This window comes from Rhodopseudomonas sp. NSM (assembly GCF_052445935.1).
In the GTDB taxonomy this organism is placed as follows: domain Bacteria; phylum Pseudomonadota; class Alphaproteobacteria; order Rhizobiales; family Xanthobacteraceae; genus Rhodopseudomonas.
The window spans coordinates 198,471-214,335 of sequence record NZ_JBQTCH010000004.1; the positions used below are offsets into that span (position 1 = coordinate 198,471).

Sequence of the window (15,865 nt, forward strand, 5' to 3'; positions counted from 1 at the left end):
CTCGAAGGATGAGCCGCAGGCACGGATGCCGCTACTCGTCGCCGCATCCTTCGAGGCGCGCAAGGGCGCGCACCTCAGGATGACGACTCAGAGTTTCCTCAATCCTTGAACACCACCGTTTTCGTTCCGTTGACGATCACCTTTCCGTCGATGTGCCAGGTGATGGCGCGGGCGAGCACGCGGCGTTCGATCTCGCGGCCCTTGCGCACCAGGTCCTCGACGCAATTGTGATGGCTGATACGCTCGACGTCCTGCTCGATGATCGGGCCCTCGTCGAGATCGGGCGTGACGTAATGCGCGGTGGCGCCGATCAGCTTGACGCCGCGGGCGAACGCCTGGTGATACGGCCGCGCGCCCTTGAAGCCCGGCAGGAACGAATGGTGGATGTTGATGCAGCGGCCGGCGAGCTTGGCGCACAGCCCGTCCGACAGCACCTGCATGTAGCGCGCCAGCACGACGAGATCGGTGTTGGCGGCGCGGATCAGCTCCCAGACCTGCGCCTCCTGCTCCATCTTGGTCGGCTTGGTGACCGGCAGATAGTGGAACGGGATGTCGTCGAGATCGAGATGCGCGTAGGTCTCGCGCGGATGGTTGGCGATGATGCCTGCGATGTCCATCGCGATTTCGCCGCTACGCCAGCGATACAGCAGATCGGCGAGGCAGTGATCGAATTTCGACACCAGGATCATCACGCGCTGCTTCTCGCTCAGGCTGCGCATCGTCCAGGTGATGCCGAACTCGTTCGCGACCGGCTCGAATGCGGCCTTCACCGCGGCGATGCTGGCGTCCGGCTTCAGGATCGCGAACCGCATCCGCATGAAGAACAGATGCGTCTCGGCATCGTTGAACTGATGCGCCTCGACGACGTTGCAGCCGGCGTCGAACAGCGCCTTGGCGACGGCTGCGACGATTCCCGGCTGGTCGCGGCAGGACAGCGACAGCACGACATTGGTGTGAGGCATCGGAAGATACTCCATGCGGAAGCGCGCGGGGAATCCGCGTCGAATTCAGAACAGAACGAGAGGCTTCAACCTCGATCGGGCACGACCGCGAGGCCGCCGGCGGCCGCGGAGGTGTCGAGCCAGTGCAGAAATCCGCCGACCAGGCTGCGCGCCACCGCGATCGCGAAGCCGCCGTCGCCGGTGGCCCAGATCGTCGCGCCGATGTGATGCACGCTGGTCACCGCGCAATCGTCGGCGGCGAAGGCCGCGCAATCGATCTGAAAGCCTTTTTCAAGCAGCGCAGGCAGCGCCGGTCCGGAAAGCTGTAGCAGCGCGAGGCCATCGGATTGCTCGACCACGGATGCCAGTCCGTCGAGCCGCGCCGCAAGCACGGCGACGAAGCCGGGGTCCGGGCGTTGCGAGACCGCCAGCCACTTGCCCGGACCGATTCCGAGAAACGTCACGCTGGCGGCGCTGACGCGCTTCGGCCGATCGCACAGCGCGACGCCGTATGCGCGATGCACGCACGCGCTCAATTCAGCGAACTGGCCCTTGCGGGCCATCACCGTGGCGATGCCGCGGCGTTCGACCGGCGTGGCGACCACGCCGTCGCCGCTGCCGCGCGGCGCGAGCGCCCGCCAGGGGCTCTGATACATCAGCTCAGCCACGCAACCGCACTCCTTCCGGATCGACAAACACCGGCGACACGATCTCGGCTTCGAAATCATGCGAGCGGATCGGATCGAACACGCGAATCCGTTCGCCGATCCGCTCCGGCCCGCGCGACAGCAGCGCCAGCGCGATCCAGTGGCCGAGCGACGGGCTGAACGCCGACGAGGTGACGAAGCCCTGATCGGTCTCGGGCGCGGGCGTTACGCCCGGCGCGAACAGATGCGCGCCGTTGCGCAGGCGGTCGTTGCGGTCGACCGGCCGCAGCCCGACCAGCGTCGGCCGCGCCGGATCGATCAGCGCGGGACGGCCCGCCATCACCCGGCCGATGAAGTCCTTCTTGGTCGACATCATCCGGCCCATGCCGAGATCGCGCGCCACCGTCTGGCCGTTGAGTTCGTTGCCGGCGGCATGGCCCTTCTCGATCCGCATCACGCCGAGCGCCTCGGTGCCGTAGGGCACGACGCCGAGCCCCTCGCCGGCCGCCATCAGCGCGCGCATCAGCGCGTCGCCATAGCCGGCGGGGACCGCGATCTCGTAGGCGCGCTCGCCGGAGAACGAGATCCGGAACAGCCGCACCCGCACCTCGCCGAGGCGGAATTCGCCGCACGCCATATAGGGGAACGCCGTGTCCGACAGATCGACGCCCGGCCCGAACAGCTTCTGCAGCAGCGCGCGCGCCTGCGGGCCGGCGACCGCAACCTGCGCCCATTGCTCGGTGACCGAGACCATCTGCACATCCAGCTCGGGCCACAGCACCTGATGGCAGAATTCGAGATGCTGCATCACCTTCACCGCATTCGCGGTGGTGGTCGACATCACGTAGTGATCCTCGGCCAGCCGCGCGGTGGTGCCGTCGTCCATGACGAAGCCGTCTTCGCGCAGCATCAAGCCGTAGCGCACCTTGCCGACCGCGAGCGTGGAGAAGGTGTTGATATAGACCCGATCGAGGAACGCACCGACATCGGCGCCGCACAGCGCGATCTTGCCGAGCGTGGAGACGTCGCAGATGCCGACGCGGCTTCGCACGGCGCTGACTTCGCGCGACACGCTTTGCAGCCATTCAGTTTCACCGGGCGTCGCGAACCATTGCGCGCGCAGCCACTGCCCGGTCTCGACGAAACTCGCGCCCTGCCGGGCGGACCAGTCATGGGTCGCGGTGAGACGCGTCGGCTTGAAATGCTTGCCGGTGCTGAGCCCGCCGAACGCGCCGATCGCCACCGGCACCTGCGGCGGCCGGGCGCGCGTAGTGCCGGCGGCGGCGATGCCGCGTTCGGTGAGCGCCGCCATGATCGCGAGGCCGTTGACGTTCGAGGTCTTGCCCTGATCGGTCGCCATGCCGAGCGTGGTGTAGCGCTTGAGGTGTTCGACCGAGCGGAAGCCCTCGCGCGCCGAGATTTCGATATCATCCGCGGTGACGTCGTTCTGCAGATCGACGAACGCCTTGCCGCGGACGCCTGCGACCTGCCACAGCGGCGTCACGGCGAAGGCTTCGTCGCGGGCGCGATAATTTGGCTGCGCGGCGCCGGCATGGCCGCAACGCGAGGCGGCCTCTAGGCCCCAGCGCGCGCCGTCCTCCAACGCCTGCGCCAGCGTGAAACGCCCGGCCGCGGCACCCGCGATGGTCATCGCCTTCGGCGCGCCGGTGGCGAGAAACGCCGACGTCTCCGGATTCCATTCGCCCTTGCCGCCGAGATGGGTGGCGAGCGCGATATTCGGATTCCAGCCGCCCGACACCGCGAGCAGATCGGCGGCGAGCTTGCGCCGCTTGCCATCCGCGCCGACGAATTCGACCGCCCGCAGCGCCTGCCCGCCGATCGCGTCGGTGACCGACGCGCCGAGATGCACCGACGCGTTGCCGGCGAGCGCGCGGACGGAGGCGGCGACCTCGCGGCGCGGATCGACCACGGCCGCAACTTCGACGCCGGCGCGGGCCAGATCAGCCGCGCTGCGCCAGCCGTCGTCGCTGGTCGTGAACACCACCGCGCGCTGTCCCGGCGCTGCGGCGAAGCGGTTGACGTAGCTGCGCACAGCTGACGCGAGCATCACACCTGGGCGGTCGTTGCCGCCGAACACGATCGGCCGCTCGATCGCGCCGGTCGCCAGCAGCGACTCCCGCGCGACGATCTTCCACAGCCGCTGCCGCGGCGTGAACGCCGGCGGCACCGGCAGATGATCGGCGACGCGCTCGATCACGCCGACCTCGTCGTCATAGATTCCGAACACGCTGGACCGGCGCAGGATACGGACGTTGCGGAGCGAGGCGAGTTCGGCTTCCGCCATCTGCGCCCACGAAGCGCCGGGCAAGCCGTCGATCTCGCAGATCTCCGACAACAGCCGGCCGCCGAGACGAAAATCCTCCTCGACCAGGATGACGCGCGCGCCTGCACGTCCCGCCGCCAGCGCTGCGGCCAGACCGGCGGGGCCGCCGCCGACGATCAGCAGGTCGCAGAACGCGGTGGCCTTCTCATATGTATCCGGATCGGGCTCGCCGCTGAGGCGGCCGAGGCCGGCGGAGCGGCGGATCAGCGGCTCGTACAGTTTCTCCCAGAACGAGGCCGGCCACATGAAGGTCTTGTAGTAGAAGCCCGCGACGATCAGCGGCGACGCGAACTGATGCACCGCGCGCCAATCGAAGGCGAGCGACGGCCAGCGGTTCTGGCTGTGGGCTTCGAGCCCGTCATAGAGCTCGACGGTGGTCGCCTTGGTGTTCGGCTCCCGCCGCGCGCCCGAGCGCAATTCCACCAGCGCATTCGACTCTTCGGGGCCTGCAGAGAAGATGCCGCGCGGCCGGTGATACTTGAACGAGCGGCCGACGAGACGCGTGCCGTTGGCGACGAGCGCCGAGGCCAGCGTGTCGCCGGCAAAGCCGGTCATCGGTTTGCCGTCGAAGGAAAACCGCAGCGGCTGGCTGCGATCGATCAGACCGCCTTGGATGCGTGAAGGCGCGCTCATGCCGCCGGCTCCTTCGCCGCGAGCGCGACATCCAGGATCTCATGCGTCGACGGATTGCGCATCACCACCAGCCAGCTGCGGCAGCCGGCGCCGTGATACCAGAGCCCGCGATGCGGCCCGGCGGGGTTGTCGCGCAGATACACATAGTCGAAGAACGCGGCTTCCACGGCGGCGGGCTCGCCGGCCGGATCGGGCCGTTGCGGTGCTGCGTCGCCGAGATAGCTGAATTCAGAGACGTCGCGCGAACCGCAATACGGGCAGGAAATTCTCATCGCGCCCTCAATGCAGGTTCGGTTGGGCGCCCTGGCCCTTTTCGTCGATCACCGCGCCGCGCTGGAATCGATCCAGCCGCAGCTCGGTCGCCGCCGGATGCGGCTCGTCGCGGGCGAGCAGATGCGCGAACACGAGGCCCGAGCCCGGCGTCGCTTTGAAGCCGCCATAGTTCCAGCCGGCATTGAGATAGAGATTCTGCGTCGGCGTGCGATCGATGATCGGCGAGCCGTCCATCGACATGTCGACGAGGCCGGCCCATGTGCGCAGGATGCGGGCGCGGCCGATCGCCGGCATCAGCGCCATGCCGCCCTCGCAGATGTCTTCCACGGTCGGCAGATTGCCGCGCTGCGCGTAGGAGTTGTAGCCGTCGAGATCGCCGCCGAACACGAGGCCACCTTTGTCGGACTGGCTGATGTAGAAATGCCCGGCGCCGAAAGTAATCACGCCGGGGATGATCGGCTTCAGCCCTTCGGAGACCATCGCCTGCAGCACGAAGGATTCGATCGGCAGCCGCATCCCGGCCATCGCCGCGACCTTCGAACTGGAGCCCGCGACCGCGATGCCGACCTTGCCGGCCGCGATCGGCCCACGCGTGGTCTCGACCCCGGTGACGCGGCCGCCCACGATGGTGATGCCGGTGACTTCGCAATTCTGCACGATGTCGACGCCGCGATCGCTGGCGCCACGGGCGAAGCCCCAGGCGACCGCGTCGTGCCGCGCGGTGCCGCCGCGGGCCTGCAGCAGGCCGCCCTGGATCGGAAACCGGGCGTCGTCGAAATTCAGGAACGGATAGAGTTTACGCACGCCGTCGCGGTCGAGCAGTTCGGCGTCGACGCCGTGCAGCCGCATCGCATTGCCGCGCCGCGCATAGGCGTCGCGCTGGGCGTCGGAATGATACAGGTTCAGCACGCCGCGCTGGCTGACCATGGCGTTGTAGTTGAAGTCCTGCTCCAGCCCTTCCCACAGCTTCATCGACAGCTCGTAGAGCGGGATGTTGCCGGGCAACAGATAGTTGGAGCGGATGATGGTGGTGTTGCGGCCCATATTGCCGCCGCCGATCCAGCCCTTTTCCAGCACCGCGACGTTGCGCACGCCGTAGCGGCTGGCGAGATAATACGCCGTCGCGAGCCCATGACCGCCGCCGCCGACGATCACCACGTCATAAGAAGGCTTCGGCGCGGCGTCACGCCAGGTCGGCTGCCAGGCTTTGTGGCCGCCGAGTGTGTTGCCGAGAAGCGAGAACAGCGAATAGCGCATGCTTGATCCTTCGGCTCTCACTGTCGCGCATCGGCGAAACCCGCTATAGACTGAAAACGCCATCCTCTTGCCCAGGAGCGCCATTGCCAAAGACGTTACCGCCGCCCGACGTTCGCCCCTCGCGGGTCGGCTTCCTGCTGATCGACGGCTTCGCGCTGATGTCGTTCGCCTCGGCGGTGGAGCCGCTGCGCGCCGCCAACACGATCGCCGGGCGCACGCTGTATGAATGGTTTCACGTCTCGATTGATGGCCGCCCGACCGCCGCCTCCAGCGGACTGTCGATCAAGCCGGACTGTTCGATCGACGGCGCGCAGGATTTCGACATCGTGCTGGTCTGCGCCGGCGGCAATCCGACCAAATTCTCCGATCGCAGCACGATGACCTGGCTGCGCGCGCTGGCGCGGCGCGGCGTGGCGATCGGCGGCATCTCCGGCGGTCCTTATATTCTCGCCCGCGCCAAGGTGCTCGACGGCTATCGCTGCACCATCCATTGGGAGCACGCGCCGGCCTTCGCCGAGGCGTTTCCGCATCTCGACCTGACGCGCAATTTGTTCGAGATCGACCGCGAGCGTCTGACCTGCGGCGGCGGCGTCGCAGGCCTCGACATGATGCAGGCGCTGATCCGCCGCGACCACGGCCCGGAGCTTGCCGCCAAGGTCAGCGACTGGTTTCTGCAGACCAATGTCCGGCTCGGCGATTCCAGCCAGCGGCCGGCGGCGCGCGAGCGCGCCCGGCTCGGCCATCCCGGCGTGGCAGCCGCCATCGAGCTGATGGAGCGCCGGCTGCGCGAGCCGGCGAGCCGAACCGAGATCGCCCGCGCCGCCGGCGTCTCGCTGCGGCAGCTCGAACGGCTGTTCGCGACGCATCTCAAGACGACGATCGAACGGCGCTATCTGTTGATCCGGCTGCAGCGCGCGCGGATTCTGCTGCGCCAGACCTCGTTGCCGGTGACGCAGATCGGCGCGGATTGCGGCTTCGTCAGCCTCACACATTTCTCGCGCGTCTACAAACAGCGCTTCGCGCGCACGCCGTCGGCCGACCGCCGGCTCTGACGAGGGTGGTGCTGGGCTCCGGAATATGCGTTTTAACGACGGAAGGCATGACACCATCAAAGGCCGGAAGCAGATGAAGACGCCGAAACCAGACAAGCCATCCGCAGAGCCGACCCGTGGCGCGCCCGAATATCGCACCGGCTCGAACGCGCCGCAGGACACCGAGCGAAGCCTCGAACGTGCTTTGGGCGCCAAGATCCGGATGATCCGGCGCGAGCGGGATCTCTCTGTGTCGGACCTCTCCAGCGCCTCGAAGATCTCCGCCGGAATGCTGTCGAAGATCGAGAACGGCCAGATTTCGCCGTCGCTGTCGACGCTGCAGTCGATCGCGGGCGCGCTCAACGTGCCGCTCAGCCTGCTGTTCGCGGCCTCCGAACAGCGGCGGGATTGCTCCTTCGTGCGCGCCAAGCAGGGCGTCGCGATCGAGCGGCGCGGCTCCAAGGCCGGCCATCTGTATCAGTTGCTCGGCCATGTGATCGGCGGCGAGGTGGTGGTCGAGCCCTATCTGATCTCGCTGCAGGAAGGCGCCAGCACCCACACCGCGTTCCAGCACGCCGGCATGGAGTTCATCTATATGCTGACCGGCGAAGTGATCTACCGCCACGGCGACAATTCCTACCGGCTGCGGCCCGGCGATTCGATGCTGTTCGATTCCGGCGCGCTGCACGGGCCGGAAACGCTGGTGAAGCTGCCGATGACGTATCTGTCGATCATCGTCTATCCGCGGAGCTGAGGGACGATGCCACAGTGCCCTCTGCCGCAAATTCGGGCCGTCGGTCTAGTTTCTCATCAGGAAACTTCCGTTCTTCCCAGTTGACCCGCCAGACGGTTCCCGCCTATGGTCGCTCCAGCAAGGAGCAATCGGATGTGCGGAATCGTCGGACTATTCCTGAAGAACAAGGCGCTGGAGCCGGCGCTCGGCGACATGCTGTCGAAGATGCTGGTGACGATGACGGCGCGCGGCCCGGACAGCGCCGGCGTCGCCGTCTACGGCGCCGGTAACAATGATCACGTCAAGCTGACCCTGCGCGCCGAGGATGCCGGCGCGGCCGCCGCGCTGGCGAACGAGTTCTCGGCGGCGCTCGGCGTGCCGGTCGATCTCAGCATCCGCGCCAATCACATCGTGGCGTCGCTGCCGCGCGACGCCGAAGCGGCGGCGTTGCAATGGGTCAAGGCGCGCGCGGGGCAGATTCAGCTCGTCAGCGTCGGCACCCTGATGGAGATCTACAAGGACGTCGGCCTGCCCGAACACGTCGTCAGCGAATTCGCGCTGGCCGGGATGGCCGGCAGCCACGGCATCGGCCACACAAGGATGGCCACCGAGTCGGCGGTGACGATCAACGGCGCGCATCCGTTCTCGACCGGCGAGGACCAGTGCCTGGTGCACAACGGCTCGCTGTCGAACCACAACAGCATCCGCCGCACGCTGGTACGCGAGGGCATGACGTTCTCGACGCAGAACGACTCGGAAGTGGCCGCCGGCTATCTGACCTGGCGGATGAGCAAGGGTGACAGCCTCAAGCAGTCGCTCACCTCCAGCCTCTCGGATCTCGACGGCTTCTTCACCTTCGTGGTCGGCACCCGCAACGGCTTCGCCGTGCTGCGCGATCCGATCGCCTGCAAGCCGGCGATCATGGCCGAGTCCGACGACTACGTCGCCTTCGGCTCGGAATTTCGCGCTTTGTCGGTGCTGCCCGCGATCGAAAAGGCGCGGGTGTTCGAGCCCGAACCCGCCACCGTCTATGCCTGGGAACGTTCGTAATGCCTGTCTGTGACCTCGCCGTCAGCTCCGTCCGCGAGCTGAACCAAGCCCTCCACCGGCTCACGCCCGACACCAACGAGACCGCGTGGGAGATCGACAATCCGCAAGGCAAGCACGCCATCGGCGTCGGCATCAACGTGCCGGTCGAAATCGATATCAAGGGCCACGTCGGCTACTACTGCGCCGGCATGAACAAATTCGCCAGCGTGCGGATTCACGGCAATGCCGGCACCGGCGTCGCCGAGAACATGATGTCCGGCACCGTGCATGTGATGGGCGACGCCAGCCAGTCGGCCGGCGCCACCGGCTGCGGCGGATTGCTGATCATCGACGGCGACGCCTCGGCGCGCTGCGGCATTTCGATGAAGGGCATCGACATTCTGGTGAAGGGCTCGATCGGCTCGATGAGCGCCTTCATGGCGCAGGCCGGCAACCTCGTGGTGCTCGGCAATGCCGGTGAAGCGCTCGGCGATTCGATCTACGAGGCGACGATCTTCGTGCGCGGCGAGGTCAAGAGCCTCGGCGCCGACTGCATCGAGAAACCGATGACGGACGCCGACCGCGAGCGGCTGGCCGGCCTGCTCGGCCGCGCCGGCCTCGACGACGCCAAGGTCGACGACTTCCGGATGTATGGCTCGGCGCGCGAGCTCTACCACTTCCACGTCGACAACGCCGCCTCCTACTGACGGGTAAGACCATGTCTGCAAATTCTCCACGCACCACCCCGCGGGTCTCGGCGACGTTCGATCCCTACACGATCTCCGAAATCCAGCGCGCCGCGGCGACCGGCATCTACGACATCCGCGGCGGCGGCTCGAAGCGGCGGCTGCCGCATTTCGACGACCTGCTGTTTCTCGGCGCCTCGATGTCGCGCTATCCGCTCGAAGGCTATCGCGAGAAATGCGGCACCAATGTCGTGCTGGGCAGCCGCTTCGCCAAGAAGCCGATCGAACTGAAGATCCCCGTCACCATCGCCGGCATGAGCTTCGGCTCGCTGTCCGGCGCCGCCAAGGAAGCGCTGGGCCGCGGCGCCACGCTGGCCGGCACCAGCACGACGACCGGCGACGGCGGCATGACCGAGGAGGAGCGCGGCCACTCGCAGACGCTGATCTATCAGTATCTGCCGTCGCGCTACGGCATGAATCCGGACGATCTGCGCCGCGCCGACGCGATCGAGATCGTGATCGGCCAGGGCGCCAAGCCCGGCGGCGGCGGCATGTTGCTCGGCCAGAAGATCTCCGAGCGCGTCGGCAAGATGCGGACGCTGCCGGCCGGCATCGACCAGCGCTCGGCGTCGCGGCATCCGGACTGGACCGGGCCGGACGATCTCGAGATCAAGATCGAGGAACTGCGCGAGATCACCGATTGGGAAAAGCCGATCTATGTGAAGATCGGCGCCTCCCGGCCGTATTACGACACGGCGCTGGCGGTGAAGTCCGGCGCCGACGTCATCGTCATCGACGGCATGCAGGGCGGCACCGCCGCGACCCAGGAAGTGTTCATCGAGCACGTCGGCATTCCGACGCTGGCGGCGATCCGGCCCGCGGTCGAGGCGCTGCAGGAGCTCGGCATGCACCGCAAGGTGCAACTGATCGTCTCCGGCGGCATCCGCAACGGCGCCGACATCGCGAAAGCGCTGGCGCTCGGCGCCGACGCGGTGGCGATCGGCACCGCGGCGCTGATCGCGCTCGGCGACAACAGCCCGAGCCTGGAGAAGGACTACGAGGCGCTCGGCACCCATGCGGGCGCCTATGACGACTGGCACGAGGGCCGCGACCCGGCCGGCATCACCACCCAGGACCCCGAGCTGGCGCGCCGGCTCGACCCGATGCTCGCCGGCCGCCGGCTGGCCAACTATCTCTCGGTGCTGACGCTCGAAACCCAGACCATCGCGCGGGCCTGCGGCAAGAGCCACATCCACAATCTCGAGCCGGAAGATCTGGTCGCCCTCACCGTCGAGGCGGCCGCGATCGCCCGCGTGCCACTGGTCGGCACCGACTGGATTCCCGGACAGCGTTACTGACGAAGCCTCAACCCAGTCATCAAGAGGACTCCATGACCGTCGACCTCGTAGCGGCCGCCAAAGAGAAGAACATCAAGTACTTCCTGATCTCCTTTACGGACCTGCTCGGCACCCAGCGCTCCAAGCTGGTGCCGGCGCAAGCGATCGCCACGATGGCCAAGAACGGCGCCGGCTTCGCCGGTTTCGCGACCTGGCTCGACATGACCCCGGCGGACCCCGATCTGTTCGCGATCCCCGATCCCGACAGCCTGATGCAACTGCCGTGGAAACCGGAAGTCGGCTGGCTCGCCGCCGATCTGTGGATGAACGGCAAGCCGGTCGAGCAGGCGCCGCGCAACATGCTGAAGCGGCTCAAGGCCAGGGCCGCCGAGAAAGGCCTGCAGCTCAAGAGCGGCGTCGAATGCGAGTTCTTCCTGATCGCCCCGGACGGCTACGACATCAAGGACGGAGCCGACCGCCAGACCAAGCCCTGCTACGACCAGGCAGCGCTGATGCGGCGCTTCGACGTGGTCCGGGAAATCAGCGACGGCATGCTGCAACTGGGCTGGCGGCCCTACCAGACCGACCACGAGGACGCCAACGGCCAGTTCGAGATGAACTGGGACTACGACGACGCGCTGGTCACCGCCGACCGCCACGCCTTCTTCAAATACATGGTGAAGTCGATCGCCGAGAAGCACGAGATGCGGGCGACCTTCATGCCGAAGCCGTTCTCGAACCTCACCGGCAACGGCTGCCACGTCCACGTCTCGCTGTGGAAGGACGGCGCCAACGCGTTCGAGGACGAGGGCGGCGAACTCGGCGTCTCCCCGCTCGGCTACAATTTCATCGGCGGCATCATCCACTCCGCCGACGCGCTCGCCTCGATCCTCAACCCCACGATCAATTCCTACAAGCGCATCAACGCGCCGCGCACCACCTCGGGCGCGACCTGGTCGCCCTCCTCGGTGACCTATTCGGGCAACAACCGCACCCACATGATCCGGATTCCCGAGCCCGGCCGGTTCGAACTCCGGCTCGCCGACGGCGCCGCCAACCCCTATGCGATGCAGGCCGCGATCCTCGCCGCCGGCCTCGACGGCATCGAATGCCAGCGCGACCCCGGCAAGCGGCTCGACATCAACATGTATCAGGACGGCCATCTGGTCGAAAATGCCAAGCGGCTGCCGCTGAACCTGCTCGACGCGCTGCGCGCGCTGGAGGCCTCCGAACTGCTGAAGGACAGCCTGGGCGAATACGTCCCGGCCTATCTCAAGCTCAAGCACCACGAATGGAACGAGTTCTCCCGGCATTTGACCGACTGGGAACGCGACATGACGCTGGACTGCTGAAGGCGTCCTGCGCGGTTGATATCACCTCATGTCTCGTCATGGCCGGGCTCGTCCCGGCCATCCACGTAATTCGGACGTCATCCTGAGGTGCGAGCGCAGCGAGCCTCGAAGGATGAGAGACGAGTGCCTGCGGCTCATCCTTCGAGGCCCGCCGCGCCGCGCCAAAGCGCGGCCCGGCGTGCGCCTCAGGATGACGCTGTGGCAAGTTGAGGCCTCTGCTCACAGCAATTCTGGTCGCTCGGCATTCGACGCTACGCGCTCACGCCACAGCAGCAACGACCGCTTCCATGCCGCGCCGACGCCTGCGAAACTCGACCGGCGTTTCGCCGACCTGGCTCTTGAAACCGCGTGAGAACGCGCTGGTCTCGCTGTAGCCGAGCTGCAGCGCGATCGACGTCACGGGCGCGCGGGTCTCGGCCAGCATGCATTTGGCGATATGCGAGCGGACGCGGTTGCGGATGTCGAGATAGTTGACGCCGTGATCGGCGAGCTTGCGCTGGAACGACCGCGTGCTCATGCCGAAATCGCAGGCCACGACCTCGATGTCGGTGGCAACCGACCGGCACAGCGAGGCCGCGATCCACGCCTCGATGCCGCCCACCAGATCGAGCCGCGTCGCCCGCCGCTGGATCGCCTCCGCGAGATCGGCGCGCAGCCGGGCGTGCCGATTGCGATCGGCCTGCTGCAACGGCACGTCGAGACACCGCGCCTGAAACAGCAACGCGTTGTCGCGCCGGCCGAACCGCAGCGGGCAGTCGAAATGCTGCTGATAGAACGGCAGATCGTCCCCGACCGCGTGCTCGAATTCGACGCCGCTGGCCCGCCACGCCGGGCCGAGAAAGCCGGCCAGCATCGAATATTCGATCGCCAGCGAGAAGCCGGCGTCCTGCTCGCGAAACCGGATCGCCGGATCCTCGATCGCGTAGGACAGCCGCGCGGTGCCGTCGCTGACCGACAGCGTGGTGCGCGTGCTGGTCTGAACGCTGGCGAAGAAACCGTTGAAGCTCTCCAGCGCGTCGCCCACGGTCTGGGCGGTCTGCATCAGATCGCTGATCGGCCCCAGCGCCGCGAGCTTGAAGTCGCGGCCGAGCTCGAGGCCGAGCGTGCGATTGCCGCTTTCATGCGCAGCCGCCTCCAGCATCGACGTGAAGGCGGCCAGCGGCAGCATCTCGGACGGATCGTCGAGGGCCGCGCGTGAAATCCCCGCGCGGGCGTTGATTCCTGCGGATTCCGGCCGCAACCGCGCGAGCGCCGCCAGAAGCTGCTGCACAGGGCCGCAGGCGATGGTTCCCGAAGCAGACATGTCCACCGATCCAGAGGAAACGCCGGGATCGCGAAGCAAAAACCGCACCACCTGCCGGGTGGCGCCTCCTGTCTGCAATCAGAAGCGCGTCGATCAGGAAGACCAGACAAGCGGCGCTTCATTTCAACAGTAACGCGAATCCGCCCTCACCGGGTCACGTGTTCGCGCGAGCACCCGTCGGCGGCCGCAATTGGCGCCTACTGTCAATCCCGCGGCGTTCTCCTTGATGCAGCATGCCGCGTACCAGTGCGATCGACGAACCGCCGCAACCAATCAGGGAGACGACATCATGAGCCTCGCGGAAGACACCACCTGCTGTCACGCGGCTGCAGTGGCTGACGCCCCGGCAGTCCAGCATCCGCTGCAGCCTCTCACTCCGGCCGAAATCACCAGGGTCGCGGCGATCGTCAACGCAGACCCGCCCTACGGCACCGATACAAGGTTCGAGACGATCGAGCTGCTCGAGCCCGAAAAGGCCATCGTGCGCGCGTTCAAGCCCGGGATGCCGATCGCGCGCAACGCCCGCGTCAGCGTGTTCAGCACCACCCGCATCGGCGTGACGCGGCTGTTCGTCTCGCTCGATTCCGGCACGATCACTTCGCGCAAGGCGTTCCCGACCGCGCGGCCGATGATCCAGCTCGAACAGTTTCTCGCCATCGAAGGCTTCGTCCGCGCCCATCCCGAATTCATCGCCGGCTGCGAGCGCCGCGGCATCACCGACATGACCACGGTCTGCGTCGACCCATGGTCGGCGGGCAATTTCGGCATTCCCGGCGAGGACGGCCGGCATCTGTGCCACGTCTTCGCCTGGCAGCGGCTGCGCGAGAACGAGAATTTCTACGCCCATCCGATCGAGGGGCTCAACGCGGTGATCGATCTAAAGACCTGGGAGGTGATCCGCGTCGACGATTACGGCGTGGTGCCGATCCCGAAGATTGAAGCCAACTACGAGCGCGAATTCATCGAATCCAAGCGCGCGCCGCTGAAGCCGATCAACGTGACGCAGCCGCAGGGCGTCAGCTTCAGGATCGAAGGCCGGGCTCTCACCTGGGACAAATGGTCGTTCGTGATCGGCTTCAACGCCCGCGAGGCGCTGACGCTGCACGACATCAAATATGACGGCCGCCCGGTCGCGCATCGCGCATCGCTGGTCGAGATGGTGGTGCCCTATGGCAGCCCCGACAACGGCCATTTCCGCAAGAACGTGTTCGATATCGGCGAATACGGCATCGGCAAGCTCGCCAATTCGCTGAAGCTCGGCTGCGACTGCCTCGGCGCGATCGAATATCTCGACGTCCACCTCAACACCATGAACGGCGACGTGATGACGATCGAGAAGGCGATCTGCATCCACGAGGAGGATTCCGGCCTGCTGTGGAAGCACTGGGACTTCCGCACCGACCGCGCCGAGGTGCGGCGCGCGCGCAAGCTCGTGGTGTCGTCGATCTGCACCGTCGGCAATTACGAATATGCGCTGTACTGGTACTTCCACATCGACGGCGCGATCGAATTCGAGATGAAGGCGACCGGCATCATCAACACCGCCGCCTGCATTCCGGGCCAGCCCGGCAAATACGCCCGCGAAGTGCTGCCCGGCGTCGTCGGCCACATCCATCAGCACATCTTTTGCGCCCGGCTCGACATGGCGGTCGACGGCGACCAGAACAGCATCGTCGAATGCAACACCTATGCGGAAGAGGAAGGCCCGCACAATCCGCACGGCAACGCGTTCTACGAGGCCGAAACCGTGCTCGGCAGCGAAGTCGAGGCTGCGCGGCGCGCGAACCCGGCCTCGCATCGCTACTGGAAGGTGATCAATCCGAACAAGATGAACTACGCCGGCACGCCGGTCGGCTACAAGCTCGAGGCGATGAACTGCGTGACGCCGTTCGTCAGCCCGAATTCTCCTTCCGGCAAGCGGGCGAGCTTCGTCCAAAACCACCTCTGGGTGACGGCGTTCGATACCGACGAACGCTATCCAGCCGGGGAATACATGAACCATTCCGACGGCAGCGGCGGGCTGCCCGACTTCATCAAGCAGGATCGTCCGCTGGAGAACGCCGACATCGTGCTGTGGCACGTGTTCGGCCTGCATCATCCGGTGCGGCTGGAGGACTTTCCGGTGCAGCCCTGCATCTCGACCGGCTTCAAGCTGGTGCCGCACGGTTTCTTCAACGGCAATCCGGGGATCGACCTGCCGCCCGAGGTCAACGCCGCAAGCTGCTGCGCCAACGCGACCACCGCCTGACCGGGCGAAGCTCCGGCCGCTGGCGAAGCTCAGCGGCCGGACTGCGCGCCG

13 protein-coding genes are annotated in these 15,865 nt (G+C 66.7%); 7 read left to right on the top strand and 6 right to left on the bottom strand.

The features are described 5' to 3' along the window. Positions 1 to 98: 98 nt before the first annotated feature. The 5 genes from purU to ACTZWT_RS12885 all read right to left on the bottom strand — a co-directional run bounded on the left by purU (position 99) and on the right by ACTZWT_RS12885 (position 6,095). A complete protein-coding gene (gene purU / locus ACTZWT_RS12865) occupies positions 99 to 962 on the bottom strand; it encodes a formyltetrahydrofolate deformylase (protein WP_444770075.1) in 864 nt (287 codons plus the stop codon). Positions 963 to 1,027: 65 nt separating this feature from the next. Beyond that, on the bottom strand, positions 1,028 to 1,609 hold the full coding sequence (locus ACTZWT_RS12870; RefSeq protein WP_444770076.1) for a sarcosine oxidase subunit gamma: 582 nt from the start codon (positions 1,607 to 1,609) through the stop codon (positions 1,028 to 1,030). Next, a complete protein-coding gene (locus ACTZWT_RS12875; protein ID WP_444770077.1) occupies positions 1,602 to 4,565 on the bottom strand; it encodes a sarcosine oxidase subunit alpha family protein in 2,964 nt (987 codons plus the stop codon). Before ACTZWT_RS12875 ends, ACTZWT_RS12870 begins: the two co-directional genes overlap by 8 nt. Then, complete coding sequence (locus ACTZWT_RS12880; protein WP_444770078.1) at positions 4,562 to 4,837, bottom strand: sarcosine oxidase subunit delta; 276 nt, start codon at positions 4,835 to 4,837, stop codon at positions 4,562 to 4,564. Before ACTZWT_RS12880 ends, ACTZWT_RS12875 begins: the two co-directional genes overlap by 4 nt. Positions 4,838 to 4,844: 7 nt before the next feature. Beyond that, the gene (locus ACTZWT_RS12885; protein WP_444770079.1) at positions 4,845 to 6,095 is read right to left on the bottom strand and encodes a sarcosine oxidase subunit beta family protein; all 1,251 of its coding nucleotides are present in this window, start codon (positions 6,093 to 6,095) and stop codon (positions 4,845 to 4,847) included. Between the two features lie 83 nt (positions 6,096 to 6,178). On the opposite strand from ACTZWT_RS12885, the gene ACTZWT_RS12890 reads away from it, so the two are divergent. From ACTZWT_RS12890 to glnT, 6 genes are all read left to right on the top strand, one after another. After that, positions 6,179 to 7,147, top strand: a complete 969-nt coding sequence (locus ACTZWT_RS12890; RefSeq protein ID WP_444770080.1) for a GlxA family transcriptional regulator — start codon at positions 6,179 to 6,181, stop codon at positions 7,145 to 7,147. Between the two features lie 73 nt (positions 7,148 to 7,220). Further along, positions 7,221 to 7,880: a helix-turn-helix domain-containing protein gene (locus tag ACTZWT_RS12895; RefSeq protein ID WP_444770081.1), complete on the top strand. Its 660-nt coding sequence runs from the start codon at positions 7,221 to 7,223 to the stop codon at positions 7,878 to 7,880. Between the two features lie 132 nt (positions 7,881 to 8,012). Continuing rightward, positions 8,013 to 8,909 (top strand): class II glutamine amidotransferase, encoded by an 897-nt coding sequence (locus tag ACTZWT_RS12900; RefSeq protein ID WP_444770082.1) that lies wholly within the window; start codon positions 8,013 to 8,015, stop codon positions 8,907 to 8,909. After that, positions 8,909 to 9,595: a GltB/FmdC/FwdC-like GXGXG domain-containing protein gene (locus ACTZWT_RS12905; RefSeq protein ID WP_444770083.1), complete on the top strand. Its 687-nt coding sequence runs from the start codon at positions 8,909 to 8,911 to the stop codon at positions 9,593 to 9,595. Before ACTZWT_RS12900 ends, ACTZWT_RS12905 begins: the two co-directional genes overlap by 1 nt. 11 nt (positions 9,596 to 9,606) lie before the next feature. Beyond that, positions 9,607 to 10,932: an FMN-binding glutamate synthase family protein gene (locus ACTZWT_RS12910; RefSeq protein WP_444770084.1), complete on the top strand. Its 1,326-nt coding sequence runs from the start codon at positions 9,607 to 9,609 to the stop codon at positions 10,930 to 10,932. Between the two features lie 32 nt (positions 10,933 to 10,964). Further along, positions 10,965 to 12,263 (top strand): type III glutamate--ammonia ligase, encoded by a 1,299-nt coding sequence (gene glnT, locus ACTZWT_RS12915; RefSeq protein WP_444770085.1) that lies wholly within the window; start codon positions 10,965 to 10,967, stop codon positions 12,261 to 12,263. Between the two features lie 259 nt (positions 12,264 to 12,522). Here the strand turns inward: glnT and qhpR are convergent, their stop codons facing one another. After that, entirely contained in the window at positions 12,523 to 13,566 is a 1,044-nt protein-coding gene (qhpR, locus tag ACTZWT_RS12920) for an AraC-like transcriptional regulator QhpR (RefSeq protein ID WP_444770086.1), read from the bottom strand. Positions 13,567 to 13,855: 289 nt separating this feature from the next. Between qhpR and ACTZWT_RS12925 the strand changes: the two genes are divergently transcribed. Next, positions 13,856 to 15,814: a primary-amine oxidase gene (locus ACTZWT_RS12925; RefSeq protein ID WP_444770087.1), complete on the top strand. Its 1,959-nt coding sequence runs from the start codon at positions 13,856 to 13,858 to the stop codon at positions 15,812 to 15,814. Positions 15,815 to 15,865: the final 51 nt, after the last annotated feature.

Excerpts from the sequence above, each read along its gene's own strand:
- purU (WP_444770075.1), bottom strand. The coding sequence starts at position 962 with ATGCCTCACACCAATGTCGTGCTGTCGCTGTCCTGCCGCGACCAGCCG.
- ACTZWT_RS12875 (WP_444770077.1), bottom strand. The coding sequence starts at position 4,565 with ATGAGCGCGCCTTCACGCATCCAAGGCGGTCTGATCGATCGCAGCCAG.
- ACTZWT_RS12880 (WP_444770078.1), bottom strand. The coding sequence starts at position 4,837 with ATGAGAATTTCCTGCCCGTATTGCGGTTCGCGCGACGTCTCTGAATTC.
- ACTZWT_RS12885 (WP_444770079.1), bottom strand. The coding sequence starts at position 6,095 with ATGCGCTATTCGCTGTTCTCGCTTCTCGGCAACACACTCGGCGGCCAC.
- ACTZWT_RS12895 (WP_444770081.1), top strand. The coding sequence starts at position 7,221 with ATGAAGACGCCGAAACCAGACAAGCCATCCGCAGAGCCGACCCGTGGC.
- ACTZWT_RS12900 (WP_444770082.1), top strand. The coding sequence starts at position 8,013 with ATGTGCGGAATCGTCGGACTATTCCTGAAGAACAAGGCGCTGGAGCCG.
- ACTZWT_RS12905 (WP_444770083.1), top strand. The coding sequence starts at position 8,909 with ATGCCTGTCTGTGACCTCGCCGTCAGCTCCGTCCGCGAGCTGAACCAA.
- ACTZWT_RS12910 (WP_444770084.1), top strand. The coding sequence starts at position 9,607 with ATGTCTGCAAATTCTCCACGCACCACCCCGCGGGTCTCGGCGACGTTC.
- glnT (WP_444770085.1), top strand. The coding sequence starts at position 10,965 with ATGACCGTCGACCTCGTAGCGGCCGCCAAAGAGAAGAACATCAAGTAC.
- qhpR (WP_444770086.1), bottom strand. The coding sequence starts at position 13,566 with ATGTCTGCTTCGGGAACCATCGCCTGCGGCCCTGTGCAGCAGCTTCTG.
- ACTZWT_RS12925 (WP_444770087.1), top strand. The coding sequence starts at position 13,856 with ATGAGCCTCGCGGAAGACACCACCTGCTGTCACGCGGCTGCAGTGGCT.